The organism is Deinococcus radiopugnans ATCC 19172, from assembly GCF_006335125.1.
Taxonomy (GTDB): Bacteria; Deinococcota; Deinococci; order Deinococcales; family Deinococcaceae; genus Deinococcus; species Deinococcus radiopugnans.
Genome location: NZ_VDMO01000011.1, coordinates 143,514 through 160,489, shown reverse-complemented (window position 1 = coordinate 160,489; position 16,976 = coordinate 143,514). Strand labels below are relative to the sequence as shown.

General features: G+C 67.2%; 13 protein-coding genes and 1 tRNA gene. 11 read left to right on the top strand and 3 right to left on the bottom strand.

Annotated features, from left to right (window positions below):
* Positions 1 to 712 (top strand): hypothetical protein (locus FHR04_RS20985; protein ID WP_170213935.1); only part of this gene is annotated, 712 nt, incomplete at its 5' end.
* A 9-nt stretch (positions 713 to 721) separates the two neighbouring features.
* Here the strand turns inward: FHR04_RS20985 and FHR04_RS11925 are convergent.
* The gene (locus tag FHR04_RS11925; RefSeq protein WP_139403568.1) at positions 722 to 3,847 is read right to left on the bottom strand and encodes a DEAD/DEAH box helicase; all 3,126 of its coding nucleotides are present in this window, start codon (positions 3,845 to 3,847) and stop codon (positions 722 to 724) included.
* Positions 3,848 to 3,928: 81 nt separating this feature from the next.
* Between FHR04_RS11925 and FHR04_RS11920 the strand changes: the two genes are divergently transcribed.
* A complete protein-coding gene (locus FHR04_RS11920) occupies positions 3,929 to 4,408 on the top strand; it encodes a hypothetical protein (RefSeq protein WP_139403567.1) in 480 nt (159 codons plus the stop codon).
* A gap of 97 nt (positions 4,409 to 4,505) precedes the next feature.
* Here FHR04_RS11920 and FHR04_RS11915 read toward each other — a convergent pair whose 3' ends face one another.
* On the bottom strand, positions 4,506 to 4,793 hold the full coding sequence (locus tag FHR04_RS11915) for a nucleoside triphosphate pyrophosphohydrolase (RefSeq protein ID WP_139403565.1): 288 nt from the start codon (positions 4,791 to 4,793) through the stop codon (positions 4,506 to 4,508).
* 73 nt (positions 4,794 to 4,866) lie between these two features.
* On the opposite strand from FHR04_RS11915, the gene ffh reads away from it, so the two are divergent.
* A complete protein-coding gene (ffh, locus tag FHR04_RS11910) occupies positions 4,867 to 6,204 on the top strand; it encodes a signal recognition particle protein (RefSeq protein ID WP_139403563.1) in 1,338 nt (445 codons plus the stop codon).
* A gap of 86 nt (positions 6,205 to 6,290) precedes the next feature.
* Positions 6,291 to 6,366, top strand: a tRNA-Lys gene (locus FHR04_RS11905).
* Between the two features lie 150 nt (positions 6,367 to 6,516).
* Here the strand turns inward: FHR04_RS11905 and FHR04_RS11900 are convergent.
* A complete protein-coding gene (locus tag FHR04_RS11900; RefSeq protein ID WP_139403561.1) occupies positions 6,517 to 7,608 on the bottom strand; it encodes an alpha/beta fold hydrolase in 1,092 nt (363 codons plus the stop codon).
* A 116-nt stretch (positions 7,609 to 7,724) separates the two neighbouring features.
* On the opposite strand from FHR04_RS11900, the gene FHR04_RS11895 reads away from it, so the two are divergent.
* The 7 genes from FHR04_RS11895 (at position 7,725) to FHR04_RS21595 (ending at position 16,755) form a co-directional block, all read left to right on the top strand.
* Positions 7,725 to 8,885 carry an ABC transporter substrate-binding protein gene (locus FHR04_RS11895; RefSeq protein WP_139403560.1) on the top strand — a complete coding sequence of 387 codons (1,161 nt, stop codon included), beginning with the start codon at positions 7,725 to 7,727 and terminating at the stop codon, positions 8,883 to 8,885.
* A gap of 128 nt (positions 8,886 to 9,013) precedes the next feature.
* On the top strand, positions 9,014 to 10,075 hold the full coding sequence (locus tag FHR04_RS11890; RefSeq protein WP_139403558.1) for an alpha/beta fold hydrolase: 1,062 nt from the start codon (positions 9,014 to 9,016) through the stop codon (positions 10,073 to 10,075).
* A gap of 43 nt (positions 10,076 to 10,118) precedes the next feature.
* On the top strand, positions 10,119 to 10,979 hold the full coding sequence (locus FHR04_RS11885) for a branched-chain amino acid ABC transporter permease (protein ID WP_139403556.1): 861 nt from the start codon (positions 10,119 to 10,121) through the stop codon (positions 10,977 to 10,979).
* Positions 10,976 to 11,968 (top strand): branched-chain amino acid ABC transporter permease, encoded by a 993-nt coding sequence (locus tag FHR04_RS11880; protein ID WP_139403554.1) that lies wholly within the window; start codon positions 10,976 to 10,978, stop codon positions 11,966 to 11,968. The genes FHR04_RS11885 and FHR04_RS11880 overlap by 4 nt, the downstream gene beginning before the upstream one ends.
* Positions 11,965 to 12,708, top strand: a complete 744-nt coding sequence (locus tag FHR04_RS11875) for an ABC transporter ATP-binding protein (protein ID WP_139403552.1) — start codon at positions 11,965 to 11,967, stop codon at positions 12,706 to 12,708. Before FHR04_RS11880 ends, FHR04_RS11875 begins: the two co-directional genes overlap by 4 nt.
* Before the next feature lie 193 nt (positions 12,709 to 12,901).
* Positions 12,902 to 13,630, top strand: coding sequence for an ABC transporter ATP-binding protein (locus tag FHR04_RS11870; protein WP_139403550.1), 729 nt, complete (start codon positions 12,902 to 12,904; stop codon positions 13,628 to 13,630).
* A gap of 74 nt (positions 13,631 to 13,704) precedes the next feature.
* On the top strand, positions 13,705 to 16,755 hold the full coding sequence (locus tag FHR04_RS21595; RefSeq protein ID WP_139403548.1) for an ATP-binding protein: 3,051 nt from the start codon (positions 13,705 to 13,707) through the stop codon (positions 16,753 to 16,755).
* Positions 16,756 to 16,976 lie beyond the last annotated feature (221 nt).

The following is a 16,976-nucleotide window of genomic DNA, read 5'->3' as shown; positions in this document are numbered from 1 at the left end:
GATCGGCGGGTTTTGGAGTCGTCACACACCCAAAACACCGCCGTTTATCCTGCCGATTCGCAACCTGTCACACGTTCAGGGATTTCCCGTCCAGCACAGCCTCAACTCGAAGATGTCCGGTACAGAGGTTGCAACCAAAATTCATCAAGCGGCAGATTTGGCGAGACAGACGCAACTTCAACTCAGTGACGTTTGCCCAGATGGACAGATTGGAAAATATCATGTCACTTGTCAGGCCAGTGGTTACGACACAGATATTCGGGTGACTGCGGACAAGAGAACTTGGAGTAAGAAAGTTGAGATCAGTGGTGCCAACGCGAATGCGCTGAGCGACCAGTATGTCCTCGTAAGTGGCGGCGTGTCTGGCGCGCTTTCGTATATTGAGAGTCAAGTATTCAATTTGAGCAGCGGCCAACTCGTTATGGAGAATGACGGAGGCTTGATTTACAGGGATGAGAATTTCGCTGTCTTCTCAGCCACGGAATCGAAAATTGGCATCTCACAGTACAACCCTATTATCTACATTTTCAACATGAAGACAGGCGTGACCAGAACGGTGGAATACACCATTGATCCACGTCAAGGATGTGGCGAGCAGGAAGACATGACATATCTGCAAAATTCAATTGTTGTCTACGTCCGCGATGAAACACTAATTTTCCCCAGAAGAGATACCTGCGGCATCTTTGAATTTACCGCGCCGCTGGAGTAATACATTACTTCAGCCAAAATACCCCAGCAACTCAATCAGCATCCGCGCGTAATCGTCCACCTTGATCCCCCGTTTCTCCATCTTCACGGAGGGCGGGAAGGTCTGCACCTCGGTCTTGTGAGGAAAGCGCTTGAGGCCGGCGGCGTCGTAATCCAGTGATTTATAAGCGAACGTCACCTGCAATTCGGTCATGGTCTCGCCGATGCTCAATACGCGCTTGGCGGCGGCCGTCAGCCTCAGCTTGGCGAGGTCAATGAAGTTCTGCACGTCCGGGGCGGGAGGGCCGTATTTCTTCCGCAGGTCACGCTCCACCCGGCTGATGGCCTGCAAAGTGCGTGCGTCCGAGAGGCGGCCATAGGTGGCAATGCGCGCCTCATCGTCGCCGCCAAAGTATTCCGGGGTCAGGCGGGCGTTGATGGGCAGGTCAATGGAGATGTTGACGGGCGGCTGAAGCTTCTCGCCCTTCAGGCGGGCGACGGCCTCCGAGAGCATCTCGGTGTACACGTCAATGCTGACGGCCTGCACATGCCCGTGCTGCTCCTCGCCCAGGATGTTGCCCACGCCGCGAATTTCCATGTCCTTCTCGGCCAGCAGGTGCCCGGAACCGAGGTCTTGCAGGTCCGCGATAGCCCACAACCGCCGCTGCGCGTTCTCGGTCATGCGCGGCGGATAGAACAGGTAGGCGTAGGCCGTCTGCGCCCGGCGGCCCACCCGCCCGCGCAACTGGTAGAGCTGCGCGAGGCCCAGCCGATCCGAACGCTCAATCAGGATGGTGTTGGCCTCCGGGATGTCCAGCCCTGTCTCCACGATGGTGGTGGACAGCAGCACGTCAAACGCGCCCTCCTCGAAGCCCAGCATGATCTCCTCCAGCTCCTCCTCGTTCATGCGCCCGTGCGCCACGCCGATGCGCGCTTCCGGCACCAGGTTGCGGAGGTATAGACTGCGGGCGCCGATGCTGGCAATCCGGTCATGGATGTAAAAGACCTTGCCGCCGCGCTCGATCTCGCTGATGATGGCGTCGCGCACGGTGCTGGGGTCAAAGGGGGCCAGCACCGTCTGGATGGGCTTGCGGCCCTTTGGAGGCGTCTGGATGCTGCTCATGTCGCGCAGGCCCACCATGCTCATGTAGAGGGTGCGCGGAATCGGGGTGGCCGAGAGTGCGAGGGTGTCCACCGCCCGCGCCCCCTCTGGGATGTCCAGCTTGCCTGCCGCCACATCCGGCATGCCCCGCAACGCCCGCAATTTTTCCTTCTGCGACACGCCGAAGCGGTGTTCCTCGTCCACGATGATCAGGCCCAGGTTCTTGAACTCAATGTCGCCGCTCAGCAGGCGGTGCGTGCCGATCAGAATGTCCACCTTGCCCGCCGCCAGATCGCGCAGGATGGCCTTGGACGACTGCGGCGAGGTAAAGCGCGATAGCCCCTCCACCCGCACGGGCAGATCCTTGAAGCGTTCCACGAAAGTGGAAGTGTGCTGCTCGGCCAGCAGCGTGGTGGGAACCAGAATCGCCACCTGCATCCCGTGGCCCACGACGCGGTGCGCGGCCCGCAGCGCCACTTCGGTCTTGCCGAAGCCCACGTCGCCGGAGATCAGCCGGTCAGCGGGGTTGGGTTTCTCCAGATCCTTGAGGGTTTCCTTCAGGGCAGTGCGCTGGTCTCCCGTCAACTCGAACTGGAAGTTGTCCTCGATCTGCTTGTCCCACTCGGGAACGGGGGCAAAGGCGTTGCCGGGGGTGACCTGCCGGGCGGCGTACTGCACCAGCAGTTTGCCCGCCACCTCCTCGGCGTTCTTGCGGGCCTTGTCCTTGGCTTTGGCCCAGTCCTTCTTGTCGAAGCTGCTTAGGACGGGCGGATCGTCGGTGGTGCCGGGATGGCGGCGCAGCACAGGCAATTGCTCGATGGGCACGCTCAGGCGGGCGCCTTTGCGGTATTCCAGATTCAGGTAATCACGGGTGACGCCCAGCACCGTGCGTGTCTCCAGGCCCTGAAATTGCCCGATGCCATGTTCGGGGTGAATCAGGTAATCGCCCACATGCAGGCCCAGCGCGTCGGTGACCGGGCGGCCCGACAGCCGCTTGCCGCGCAGCGCGGAGCCGCCCTGGAAGCCGTAGATCAGGTCTTCGGTCAGCACCACCGTGCGGTGTTCGGGAATAACGAAGCCGCCCTCGCCGCCGCCGCGCAGGAAGCCCAGGCCACCCTCCTCCACGCGTGGGAGTTTGAGCCAGGGAATCTCGTGGGTGTTCAGCAGCTTGTCGGCCAGATACGCCGCCGTGCGGTCATGGCGCACCAGAATCAGGACACGGTAATCGGCCCCTCTCCACTCGGCCACATCCTTTTCCAGATCGGCGAGGCGGGCGCGGTAGAAATCCAGCGTCTTCAGGCCGGTGTCCAGATCGGGCAATTCGAGGGGTGAGCGGCCAAACGACGTGACCTCACGTCCGGCCAGCCGCGGCCACAGCGTATCGGTCAGGACGCCCAGGCTGGAGGCGTAGAACTCCGGGGAATCCAGAAACACGCGGCCCGGCAGCAGTTCCAGGCGGGTGGCGTCCCACTTGACTTCGGTCAGGTAGTCGGCGGTGGGTTCCAGAGTGAAGGTGTCGGCCTTCTCACCAGTCATTTCGCCGGGGGCCAGCAGGCGCAGGGTGTCCAGCTCGTCGCCGAAGAACTCGGCCCGCACCCAGATGTCGCCGTCGGCGTCGGTGGGACGGCCCGCGCCGGGCGAGAGGCGCAGTTCCAGGGTGTCCCCGCGCAACTCGTAGCCGGGTTCCTCTCCCCGTTCGTAGCCTAGGCGTTCCAGGCGGGTCAGCAGCGCCTCGCGCGGGTAGTTGCGGCCCACGCGTAAGCTCAGGGCGTGATCTTCGGGGTGGGCGGGGAACAGGTCCAGGGCCGTGTTCACGTCTAGCACCACATGCTCGTGCTTGCCGTCCCAGTCGCGCAAGCCCGGATTGACCGACACCGGCGCGCCCAGCGCCCCCGCCGAGGCGTAGTTGCCGATGCGGTCAGCGGTGGTCAGCAGCACCGCCGGGCCTGGAAAGGCTGCGAACAGCGCCGCCCGCGCCACCTGCGGGAGGAGCAGCAGGTTGCCGGGCGGGGCGGCGGGCAGCAATTTGGACAGGTTGGGCGCGGAGATGGTCACTGGAAGAGTTTACGCGGTTGGGGGAAATGGGACTGTGCGAAGGGTCAAGGGACCTTGGTTGAATCTGGCACAGTCCCTTTAATGGTCAACCTGCCCTTTCGTTATTCAACCCGCAAAACTTTCGTACAATTCCTGCATTTGAAACACAAATCTGGCAGCGACGAACAATCTGCACTGATCAACATGGGCATCCTTTACCGGCAGCTTGGCAACGGGGAAATGTCGCGGGACTACCTGATTCAGGCGCTACAAGGGCTGCTCAAAACCGGGCAGATAGAGGGCGGGCGATTCTCGCTGGCCCCCATCGCACTGGAGGTGCTTGGCCTGCTCGCCGCCGATGGGCAGGAGATGCGTCACGCCGCAGTTCTGCTGGGCGTCGCCGAAGCCCAGCGCGAAGTGTTGAACGCCGGATTGACTGAAGACGAACGCAACACGCTGACGCAGGACATGGCCCCCATTCGCGCGGCTTTGCAGGACAGTGAGTTTGCAACTGCCTGGGCGGAAGGCCGTGCCCTGACCCTTCAGCAGGCGCTGATATACGCGATGGGGTTTCCAACCTGAACGGAATACGGCGGTCACGCAGGCGAGCATTTACGCTGGAGCATGTGCACAAGCTGGCCGGGTAGTTTGGGGTGGGGGCGAGGGAGTTTTAGCCGGATTAACCCGTTGCAGGCTTCCACCACAGCCAAGCGTCGAAGCCGCCGCGCTCCCCGGCCTTCTGTCGCCGCAGGTCTTCCAGTTCCCTCTTCCCCACACCGTCGGTCTTTGCCAGCGCATACACGACTTCCAGAACGTCGACCAGTTCCAGCACTTCGCCCGATTCAAGATATTCGGCCACCTCCTCGCCCAGTTTGGCTCGGAGGGCGGCGCGAAACTCGTCGGCATTCAACACACGGGAAGTTCCGCCGAAAAGTTCCGGAATCCGTTCACGCACCAGTTTGCCCATGTCCGCAGCATAGGGCTTCAGACCTCCGCCTCCGCTAACAGAAAAGCCTGACCCGGCGTGGTAATTTGCCCCCATGTTTGAGTCGCTGGGCAACAAGTTGCAGGACATCCTGGACCGCGTGGGCAAGGAGCGCCAGCTCACCGAGTCGCAGGTCAAGGCCGCCATGCGCGAGATCCGGATGGCGCTGCTGGAAGCCGACGTGAATTTTGGCGTGGCGAAGGAATTCGTGGCGAAGGTCTCCGAGAAGGCCGTGGGGCAGGAGGTTTCGGGCAGCCTCAACTCCGGGCAGACCGTGGTGAAACTGGTCCACGACGAGCTGATCGAGACGCTGGGCGGCAAATCCATCCAGCCGGAACTGAAGACCGAGGGCAACGTGTGGTTCATGGTGGGGCTGCAGGGGGCGGGCAAGACGACCAGCACCGGCAAACTGGCCGCGCATTACAAGAGCAAGGGCCGCCGCGTGCTGCTGGTGGCCGCCGACACCCAGCGCCCGGCGGCGCGGGACCAGCTGGAAGTGCTGGCCAAGCAGGTGGGCGTGCCGGTGCTGAAGGTGGCCGACGGCGAGACCCCCGCCGAAACCCGCCGCCGTGTGGACGAGCACCTGAGGACCGATTTCCGCGATCTGGTCATCGTGGACACGGCGGGCCGCCTCCAGATCGACGAGGCGCTGATGGACCAGCTGGCGGATCTGCAGGCCGCCATGCAGCCCACCGAAACGCTGCTGGTGGTGGACGCCATGACCGGGCAGGAGGCGCTGAACGTGGCCCAGACCTTCGACACGCGCGTGCAGGTTTCGGGATTGATCATCACCAAGATGGACGGCGACGCACGCGGCGGCGCGGCCCTCTCGGCGCGCAGCGTGACGGGCAAGCCGATCTACTTCGCCGGGACCAGCGAGAAGATCAGCGGGCTCGACGCCTTCCACCCAGACCGCGTGGCCGGGCGCATCCTAGGCATGGGCGACGTCCTGGGATTGATCGAACGCGCCGAGATGGCGGACCTCAAGGCGATGGAGGTCAAGAAGCCCGGCGACTTCGATCTGGAAGACCTGCTGACCCAGTTACGCCAGATTCGCAAGATGGGACCACTGGGTGATCTCCTGAAATTGATCCCCGGCATGAGCCGCGCCCTGCCCGAGGGCTTCAACGTGGACGAGAAGCAGATTCAGCGTATCGACGCCATGATTTCCAGCATGACCCTCAAGGAGCGGCGCAACCCCAAGGTGATTGACGGGCGGCGGCGCAAACGAATCGCGGCGGGCAGCGGCCACAGCGTGCAGGACATCAACAAGCTCCTGAAGATGCACGAGCAGATGAAGGACATGATGAAGATGCTGGGGCGCATGGGAGGCAAGGGACCGGGCGGCAAGCCCCCGCGCATGCCCAACTTGCCCCCCAACGTTCGGCGCTAGGACGCAGCCACGATTGACAGGTCAGGCTGCCCTCCGTATACTCACACCCGCTGCAAAAACGCCCCTGGCCGGGTGTGATGGCGCGCGGGTCGTTAGCTCAATCGGTAGAGCAGCTGACTTTTAATCAGCGGGTTCCGGGTTCAAGTCCCGGGCGACCCACCAGACCAACTCCGTCTCTGGCGGAGTTTTCTCGTTGTGGGTTGCCCTGGGCTGCAAACAACAAGGCTGCCCCTTCAGGAATCGTGCCACCAATGCCTGTTCCAGAACTTGTCCTTTGAAATCGCAATTAAAAGCCAAGGCGATTTGCGGGGCTTACACACCAGACAACTCGCTACCCACAGCGCCCGCAGCCGCCAGCACGGGCGTGGCGGGAGCATTCAGCAAGGCGTGCATCTGTGCGGCAAAGGCCGCCGTGTCGTTCACGCAGCCCAGATGGCCCTGCCCAGAGGCGAATTCCAGATGGGTGTGATTCACGCCCGCCGCCGCCGAGGCCTGGGCGAAGCCCCGCATCTCGGCGGCGGGGAAGAACTGGTCCCCGGCGATATTCACGGTCAGCAGCCGCAAGCCTGATGCGGCCCAGTGGGCGAACATTTCGGGGTGCGGGGTCACCCCCGCCAGATCGTGGGTGCCCACCAGCCGCGCGATGTCCAGGATGTGCGGCAGGCTGGCCGTGCCCGAGCGCGCAGCCAGGTAGGCCCCCAGGTCGGCGTTGCGGAACAGGGCTTCCAGCCCGTCTGCCCCCAGCCCGAAAAAGGTGATCACGCGCAGCGCCTCCTCCAGACCGCCCACCTGGGCCACCTGACGCAGCAGGGGCGTGAAGGCGTCGCGCAGGGCCGGGCCGACGTGCGGACTGGCCGCCACCGCCGCCACGCGCGGCGCGAGTTCGGGGGTGCGGGCCGCCCACTGCAGGGCCTGCAGGCCGCCCAGGCTGGGACCGGCCACCGCATGCCAGCGCGCTACTCCCAGCGCCTGCATCAGTCCCAGCTGAATGGCGTGCAGATCGCCAAAATCCCAGTCTGGAAATCGCGGTCCCCAGGTCTCGCCGTCCGGGTGGGGGGTGTCCGGGCCGGTGGTCACGATGCCGGAGTCACGGGCCTGCACGTTGGACGGCGTATTCATGCAGATGACAAAAAAGCGGTCTGTGTCCAGCGGCAGGCCCGGCCCAATGAGAGCAGCCCACCAGCCGGGTGTGCCGTCCGGATTCGTTCCTGCGGCGCGCATGGTACCGGTGTAGTAATGGCAGACCAGCACGGCATTGTCGCGCGCCGCGTTGAGCGTCCCCCACGACTGCGCGCCCAGCCGCAGCGGCACGTCCACACCCGAAAACGTCGCCTGGGCCGAGAAGACCCACTCGCCCGGTCCCGCGCCCGCTTCCAGCCCCGCCCCCCGCAGCGTCTCACTCATCACGGCCCAGGGTAGGTGCGCAGCGTAACGCCACGGTCACAGTGGACGACAAGGCGCGGCGTCATGCACACCCTTGTAACGCCCCCGTGACGCCTCTCCCTTAGACTGCCCGCGTTATGAAAACTCTACTTCTGACGGGCGTCCTGCTCGCGGTTTCCGGCGCGGGCGCGGTAAAAGTGGGCGTACTGATTCCCCTCTCGGGAGCGGGCAGCGTGTCGGGCCAGGCGGCCAAGAACGGCTACGAACTGGCGCTGGCCGAGATCAACAAGGCGGGGGGCGTGCTGGGCAAACCCCTGGAAGTGGTGTACGGCGACGACGCCAGTGCCCCGGCCAAGGCGGTGCCGGAGTTCGTCAAGCTGGTCACGGTGGACAAGGTGGACTTCATGGCCGGCGGCGTGAGCAGCGCGGTCAGCGTGGCGCTGTCCGGCCCGGCCAAGCAGTACAACACCTTCATGGCCTGGATCGGGGCCGCCGCCACGCCCGTCGAGGACGCCTTTGCCGATCACAAGTACTTCTTCCACTACCACCCGTGGTCCTACTACAACTTCGAGGCCATTCTGGATTTCTTCAAGACCCTCAAGGACAAGCAGGGGGCCAAGAACATCGCCATCGCCTACGAGGACGGCCCCTTCGGCAGCGCGGGCATCGACTCCACCGTGGACGCCTTCAAGAAGGCCGGCTTCAACGTCGTCCTGACCGAGAAGTTCAAGACCGGCAGCGGTAACTTCGGCCCGCTGGTCAGCAAGGCCAAGGCCGCCAAGCCCGACATCATGTACTGGGTGGGCTACGACACCGACGCCCTGCCGCTGGCCACCGAGATCAAGCAGCAGAACCTCAAGCTGGGCCTGATCTACGGCACGCCGCCCAGCTGGCCGGTGGGCTTCGAGAAAAACCCTCTGGCCAACGACATCGCGGGCCTGAGCCTGTGGCTGCCCACCAGCCCCAACAAGGAAAGTCGCGCTTTCGTGGACGCCTACAAGAAGAAGTTCAGCAACGTTACCGAGGAATACTTCGCGCCGCTGGCCTACGTGAACCTCAAGTCGCTGGCCGCCGCCATCAACCGGGCGGGCAGCACCGACAAGGACAAGGTGGCCGCCGAACTGGCCAAGACCAACACGCCCACGCCGTTCGGCACGCTGACCTTCAGCAAGAGCCTCAAGACCCAGTATCAGGGTTTCAAGGCCGGCAACTGGCTGCACTTCCAGTTCCTGAACGACACCCGCGCGCCGGTGTACCCGGCCAGCTTCTCCCAGAAGCCTGTGGTCTGGGGCAAGTAGAGGGCTGACAGCACCTGGCACCGGGTCAGATGCGGAGGCCGCCACGGCCTGATCCCTCCCATTCCCCAGGGAAAGGGGCGCAAGGATCAGACCGTGGTTCCATTTCCGGCCATCTCAGAGGGAACCCAATGACACTCACCTCACGAACGATCCAGACTTCCCGCCTTCAAACCGCCGTACTGGAGCGGCCCGCGACAGGTGAGGCGCGGCGCCGACTGCTTCTCGTTCACGGCAATGTGTCGAGTGGCGAGTTCTTCCGTGACCTGATGGACAGCCTGCCTGGCGACATCCACGCCGTCGCCCCCGATCTGCGCGGCTACGGCGACACGGAGGCCAGGCCCATTGACGCCACACGCGGCCTGCGTGACTGGGCCGACGATGTGCTGGCCCTGCTGGACGCGCTGGAGTGGGAGGGCGCGCACCTGCTGGGCTGGAGCATGGGCGGCGGTGTGGTGATGCAAGTCGCACTGAGTGCGCCAGAGCGCGCCAATTCGCTGACGCTGGTGGCCCCGGTCAGTCCCTACGGCTTCGGCGGCACGCACGGAGAAAACGGCACACCCAACGCGCCGGATTTCGCGGGTTCGGGGGGCGGGACGGTCAATGCGGCCTTCGTCCCATTAATCGCCGCCGGAGACCGCTCGGACACGGCGGGCAGCCCGCGCGACGTGATGCGGAAGTTCTACTTCAACGCCGCGCAGTTTCAGCCTGACCCGCAGAAGGAAGAGGCGTGGGTCACGTCCATGCTCAAAACGCGCACCGGGGATGGCTTCTACCCCGGCGACATGACGCCAAGCGACAATTGGCCGAATGTCGCGCCAGGAACGGCTGGGGTGGCCAATGCCTTCAGTCCCAAATACATGAACCTGTCGGCGTTCGCGGAGCTGACCCCGCCGCCACCCGTGCTGTGGGTGCGCGGCGACGCCGACGCCATCGTGGGAGATGCCAGCCTGTTCGATCTGGCGCAGCTTGGGGCGCTGGGCGCGGTGCCCGGCTGGCCCGGCGCAGAGGTCTGTCCGCCTCAGCCGATGCTGCTTCAGACCCGGACAATATTGAAACGCGGCGAGGCCAACGGCGGGCAGTGGCGCGAGCTGGTGCTGCCCGGCGTGGGCCACTCGCCCTTCATTGAGGCGCCGGAGGAATTCAGGGCGGCGCTGCTGGAGCATTTAGACCGGAGCCCGCCTTCCTCTTAAAGAATCGAGTACCCAAACAAAATCGCCACCTTACGGAGCCCTCATGGACCTCTTTTTACAAACCCTTCTCAACGGCCTGCTGCAAAGCGGCATCTACGCACTGGTGGCCTCCGGGCTGGCGCTGGCGGTGGGCGTGGTGGGCATCGTCAACTTCGCGCACGGCGAGTTTCTGATGATCGGGGCCTTCATGGCCTGGGCCGCCAGCGCCTTTTTAGGGGTAGACCCGCTGCTGTCGCTGCCCATCGTGGCGGTGGCGGTGTTCGGCGTGGGCGCGCTGACCTACCGCGTCAGCATCCGGCACGTGCTGCTGGCCCCGGAACTCAACCAGATGCTGCTGACTTTCGGGCTGGGCATCCTGCTGCAAAACCTGGCGCTGATGCTGCTGGGCGGCAACACCCGCACCGTCACCACGCCGTACCAGGCCAGCAGCCTCAACATCGGAGAGCTGAGCATCGGCGGCCCCAAGGCCATCGCTTTCGGGCTGGCGGTGGTGCTGCTGGGCGCGCTGTACTTCACGCTGTACCGCACGGTGCTGGGCCGCCAGATGCGCGCGGTGGCGCAGAACCGCCGGGGCGCGCAACTGATCGGGATTCCCGTGGATCGCGTGTACCTGATCGCCTTCGGCGTGTCGTGCGGGCTGGCGGCGGTGGCCGGGGTGCTGGTCAGCGTGTTGCTGTTCGCCTCGCCCACCGTGGGGCTGGTCTTCGCGCTGAAAGCCTTTGCCATTATCGTGATGGCGGGCCTGGGCAACCTGACCGGCGTGCTGTGGGCCTCGGTGATCCTGGGCCTGTCGGAAGCGCTGGTGCAGACTTACGTGCCAGGGGGCGGCGGCTGGAGCGACGCGGTATTCTTCCTGATGATCTTCGGTACGCTGGTGATCCGCTCGTTCAGGCGGGCCGCATGAGGGCAGACCGCATGGGCACGCCCGCCTCCAAACGGCAGGCGGCGCGCAGGCCGGACATTACCGGCGTGGCGCTGGTGCCGCTGGCGATTTTCTTCGTGCTAGCACTAATTTTCCCCTTTCTGCCGCTGGGAGATCGGGGCGCATTCCTGCTGCAAATCGGCTTTTTCACGCTGGTGGCCGGCATTATGGCGCTGTCGTGGGACATCCTAGCGCGCAGCGGGCAGGTCAGCCTGGCGCACGCGGCGTTTTACGGGCTGGGCGCTTACGGCTACGCGCTGTTGCTGAAGGGGGGGCTGGCCTGGCCGCTGGCGATGCCCCTGGCGGCGCTGGGCGCGGGGGTGGTCAGCCTGGTGCTGGGCGCGGTCACCATGCGCCTGAGCGGCATGTACTTCGCCATCGCCACTCTGGCCTTCACGGAAGTGGTGCGGACGATCATCCAGAACCTGCCGGAAGACGTGGCCGGCGGCGCGAACGGCCTGCTGGTGCCGGCGCTGCTGGGCGGCAACCCGCGCGGGCAGTACCTGCTGGCGCTGGCGCTGCTGGCCCTGACGGCGGCGGTCAGTCTGGCGGTGCGGGTGGGCCGGTTGCACCACGCCTTCGCCGCCATCCGGCAGGGCGAGGAAACCGCGCGGGTGCTGGGCGTGTCCACCGTGCGCTACAAGCTGGCGGCCTTTTTCATCTCCAGCACGCTGGCGGCGCTGGCCGGGGTGCTGTACGCGGGCAAGACCTTTTTCATCAGCCCGCTGGATACCTTCAGCCTCGCCAACTCCATCGCGCCGCTGACCACCAGCATCTTCGGGGGGCTGTACACCACGCTGGGGCCGATCCTGGGCGCCACCGTGCTGCGCGTGGCCGAGGAGGCGCTGCACAACGTCGTCAAGAACGGCTACCTGGTGGTCTACGGGCTGGTGCTGATGCTGAGCATCCTGTGGCTGCCGCGCGGACTGATGGGCCTGTTCCGGCGCGGACGGCACGGGGGCGACGTATGACGGGTCAGGTTGTCCTGCGGGCCGACGGCCTGAGCAAGCGCTTCGGTGGCCTCCAGGCCGTCCAGGGCGTCACCTTTGACCACCACGACGGCGAGATTCTGGCCGTGATCGGGCCGAATGGGGCGGGCAAGACCACCCTCCTCAACCTGCTGTCGGGGGTGTACCGGCCCAGTTCGGGGCGGCTGGAATTGCTGGGCGAGGACGTAACGCATAAGCCGATGGAACACCGCTGCCACGCCGGGCTGGGCCGCGCCTTTCAGGTGGTGCGCCCCTTCCCCGAGATGACCGTTCACGAGAACGTGACGGTGGGCGCGCTGTTCGGGCAGCCCGGCACCACCTTGCCGCAGGCCCGCGAACGCGCCTATGACCTGCTGGAGCGCACCGGCCTGGCCGATCAGGCCGCCCGCGCCGCCCACGAGCTGACCCTGCTGCAAGACAAGCGCATGGAAATCGCCCGCGCCCTGGCGACAAACCCCCGCGTCCTACTGCTCGACGAGGTGATGGCCGGTCTGCGCCCCGGCGAGGCGGCGGAGGCGGTGGAGCTGGTGCGCGGCGTGCGCGCCGATGGCGTCAGCGTGCTGTTCATCGAACACATCATGCCGGTGGTGCGTGATCTGGCCGACCGCGTGGTGGTCATGGATCAGGGGCAGGTGATCGCCCACGGCACCTACCGCGAGGTCACCGCGCACCCGCAGGTGGTGGCGGCATATCTGGGCACGGAAGAGGGGCTGGGAGCGTGATGGGATTGAACGGTCTAAGGGTCAAAGAGTCTGAGGGTCTAAGGGTTCTGACCCCTCTACCCTCGTGGGAGAGGGGCGTTGCGAAGCAACGGGGTGAGGGGGCCACCGGGCAAGCCCCAACCACAATCAAGTCCCTCAATCTCTTCACCGCGTCCCGCGCCCCACGCACCGCGCACCACCCTAAGGTCATCCCATGACTGCCCCCCAGGGTCAGGAACTCCTGATCGAGAATCTCGCCGCCGGTTACGGCAAGATTCAGGTCTTGTGGGACGTCAGCGTGCGCGTCGGGCCGGGGGAGTTCGTCGCCATGATCGGGGCCAACGGGGCGGGCAAGACCACCACGCTGCGGGCGGTCAGCGGCGTGGTGCGGGCAAGCGGCGGCCGCATTCGCCTGGGCGGGCAGGACATCACCCGCGCCACGCCGTCGCAGATCGTGGCGCTGGGGCTGGGCCACGTCCCGGAGGGCCGCGAATTGTTCGGCCTGATGACCGTGCGCGAGAACCTGGAACTGGGCGCGGCCATGCGCCCCGAGGCCCGCGCGAAACAGGCACAGACCCTCGAACACGTCTATTCCCTCTTCCCCCGTCTGGCCGAGCGCGCTGGACAACTGGCCGGAACCCTCTCGGGCGGCGAGCAGCAGATGGTGGCGGTGGGCCGCGCGCTGATGGGCCGTCCCAGCGTGCTGGTGGTGGACGAACCCAGCCTGGGCCTCTCGCCGCTGATGACCCAGACCGTCTTCGGGGCGCTGAAAGCCGTCCATGCCGAGGGCGTCAGCGTGCTGCTGGTGGAGCAGAACGTGGGCCTGAGCCTGAAACTGGCGCAGCGGGCCTACGTGCTGGAAAACGGAGAGGTGGTTAAGGAGGGCACGGGCGAGGCGCTGCTGGCGGATCCGAGCGTGCGGGAAGCGTATCTGGCGCTGTAGCCGGATGGGGTGAGGGCAGGCATTGGATCATCAGGTGGTCAGATCTCAGCGACACGGCCTTGCTAGCATCGGGCATGACCCTCAACTGGCGTGACCTGACCTCGCGGCGGCGGGCGCGGGTGCCGGCGGTGCGCGGCGCCTTGGCGCGGCCCCGGCTTCAGGCGGTGATGGACGCCGCGCGGGTGATGCTGCTGGTGGCCCCGGCAGGCTACGGCAAGACCACCGCGCTGGCCGCGAATCTGGCGGGACCGCACGCGTGGCTGACCCTGGACGCCGACGACGCCGATCCGCAGGTGCTGGCTGCCGGGCTGGCGCTGGCCGCCGAGAGCCTGCCGGGGGGCGCGGCGGTGGCCGATCTGCTGGACGCCGGAGCCGCGCCGCGCCGGGTGGCGGCGCGCGTGGCCGATCTGCTGGACGCCTGCGGGGGCCTGCTGGTGCTGGACGAGGCGCAGCATCTGTGCGGTGAGGGGGGTGGCGGCACGAGTGATGTGCTGCACGAGCTGCTGGGCGGCGGCCTGCCGGGCACCACCGCCGGGCGACTGGCGCTGCTGTCGCGCGTGCCGCTCTCGCTGCCCGAACTGGCCCGGCTGGACGCGGCGGGCGAGGTCACGCGGCTGGGCACCCCGGAGCTGGCCTTTACCCGGCCGGAAGTGGGGGCGTTGCTGCGGGCGGGCGGCCTGCAACCCACCGACGCGGAGGTGCGGCTGGCCCACACCGTCACCGAGGGCTGGCCCATCGCGCTGCGTTTTCTGGCGCAGGCGGCGGCACAGGGCCGCGTGCAACTGGCGGGCCTGGCCGATCTGGACGGCGGGGAGGCGCAACTGGGCACCCTGTTCGCGTACCTGGCCTCCGAGGTGCTGGGGCCGCTGACCCCGCCGCAGCGCGCGGTGCTGGCGCGCGGCAGCCTGTTCGAGGAACTGACCGCCGCGCTGGCCCGCGAGGTGCTGGGCGAGCCGGACGGCGCGGCGCTGCTGGAGGCGCTGGCGCGGGGCGGCACCTTCCTGACCCGTTCGGATCATCCGGCAGGTTCAGAGGAGGCCGTTTACCGCGCCCACCCACTGCTGCGCGCCCACCTGCGCGGCGGGCTGTCTGGGAGCGAGGTGCAGATCCTGGCCGCTCGCGGGGCAGCGTACTTCGAGCGCACCGGGCGGCCCCGGCGGGCGCTGGCAGCACACCTGCTGTCGGGCGACGTGACGCGGGCGGCGGCGCTGCTGTCGGCGCACGGGGCGGGCTGGCTCGCGCAGGGGCGGGCCGGGCTGATCGAGCGCAGCCTGGGCCGCCTGCCCCGCGCGGTCTGGACGCCGGAACTGCATGCCCTGGCCGGGGACGCCCTGCGCCTGTCCTCGCGCTACAGCGAGGCGCTGGCCGAATACGAACGGGCCACGCCCCTCCTGCGGGCGCTGGGGGGGGTGCAGGTGGCGCTGGATACCGTGCAGCCCGACGCGGCGTGGGAGGCGCTGGCGCTGGCGGAAGCGCTGGCGCCCGGCTCGTCCGCCGTACGGCGTTTGCGGGCCGAGAACCTGCTGAATGCCGGGCGGCTGCCCGAGGCGTTGGCGCTGGAACCGGAGTTGCGGGATGGAGCGAGGGCGGCCCTGCGCTCCGGCGATCTGGAGCGGGCGCTGGCGCTGGCCCTGGCGGCGGCACGCGGCGAGGCGGGCGGCGCGCGGGCGGCCCAGAACCACCGCGAGGGGCTGCTGCTGGCCGCGTTCGTGTACGCGCTGCGCGGCGAGTCAGGGCTGGCCGCCGAACACGCCCGCGCCGGGCTGGCCGAGGGCGAGCGGCTGGAAAGCCCCTTCGTGCGTTCACTGGCGCTGGCGCGGCTGGGCCACGCCCGGATGACGGCGGGCGATCTGGACGGGGCGCGGGCCACCTACGAGGAGGCGCTGGCGCTGGCGCAGCCCATCTCAGGCCGGTTGCGCGTCGAGCCGCTGATGGGCCTCGCGGCGCTGGCGGGCCGGGCCGGGGACGCGGCGCGGGCGGCGGCGCTGAAAACCGAGGCGCTGGCCCAGACGGGCGGCGACGGCTACATGGCCGGGCTGCTGCATCTGGCGGCGGCGCTGGGCCTTCAGGAGGCGGGCGACGCGGACGCCCCTGGCCTGGAGGCCGCTTTCCAGAGCTTCCAGACCTGCGGCGACGCCTTCGGGCTGGCCTGCGTGGCGCTGGCCCGTTTCGCGGCGGACGGCCAGGCAGAGGCCGAGGCGGCCGGGGCGGCGGCCCGCTACCCCTTCCTGCTGGCGCGGCGCGGCCTGCTGTCCCCGGCGGCCGATTCACCGCGCAGGGCACAACTGCTGGCGCGGCTGGCCCAGGCCCACCCTGAACTTCACAGCGCCCTGCGGCCCATCGCCCATGAACTGGGCTACCCGGAACTGCCCCGGCCCGATCAGACGCCCGGCTTTTGCGTGCGGGTGGCGGTGCTGGGCCGGGTGTCGGTCACGCGCAGCCATGAGGACAGACCGCGCGAGTGGGGCCGGGCCAGGGCGCGCGATCTGCTGGCGCTGCTGGCGGTGCATGACGGCGGGCTGGCCCGCGAGGCCGCCCAGGAGGCGCTGTTCGCCGGGGCCGATCCCGGCGTGGGCGAGCGCAACTTCCGCGTGACCCTGCACGCGCTGGGGCAGGTGCTGGAGGAAGGGGCGGCCAGCGGCGTGTTCCTGGAACGCGGCGACTGGATTCGCCTGAAAGGCGGCCCCGATCTGCGCGTCGATCTGCACGCCGCCCGCGCGCTGCTGGCCGCCCCCGCTGGCGAGGCCGGACGGCTGGATGGGCTGCTGGCCCTGCCGGGGCGGGTGGCCGACTCTGACCTGGGCGACGTGCAGGATGAGGCCCAGCGTTACGCCACCCGCCTGCCCGACGCCTTGGCCGCCGAGGCGGACTTCGCCCTAGGTGTTGGGGACGCTGAGAACGCCGTCCGCGCCGCCGAACGCGCCCTGGCCCTGGACGCGGCCCACGAGAACGCGGCCCACGCCCTGATGCGCGCCTGGCATGCTCGCGGCAACGCCGCCGCCGCCCGGCGTGTCTACGAGCAGCTGCGCGCCGCCCTGGACGAGCTGGGCCTGCAACCGCTGACGCAGACGAGGGCGCTGGGGGAGCGCGGACGCGAGGGAGCCGTGCACTTCGGCGAGCGCTGAGACGGACGCCAATCGGAAGGTGCCAGAAATCCCGGCAATCGAAACGAGGCGCGCAGAGCTTCGCAGGAGAGACCAGACTTCATCAGGGCAGCTGTCCGCGACGATGGCGAGGAGCCGTACAACATTTCTGCACGGAACGTCATGAGCGCCAGAGCTTCAGCCTGCAAAGGATAAGGAGAAGTCAGCGTCTCCCAGACACAACGTGGAGGCAGGCACGTCGG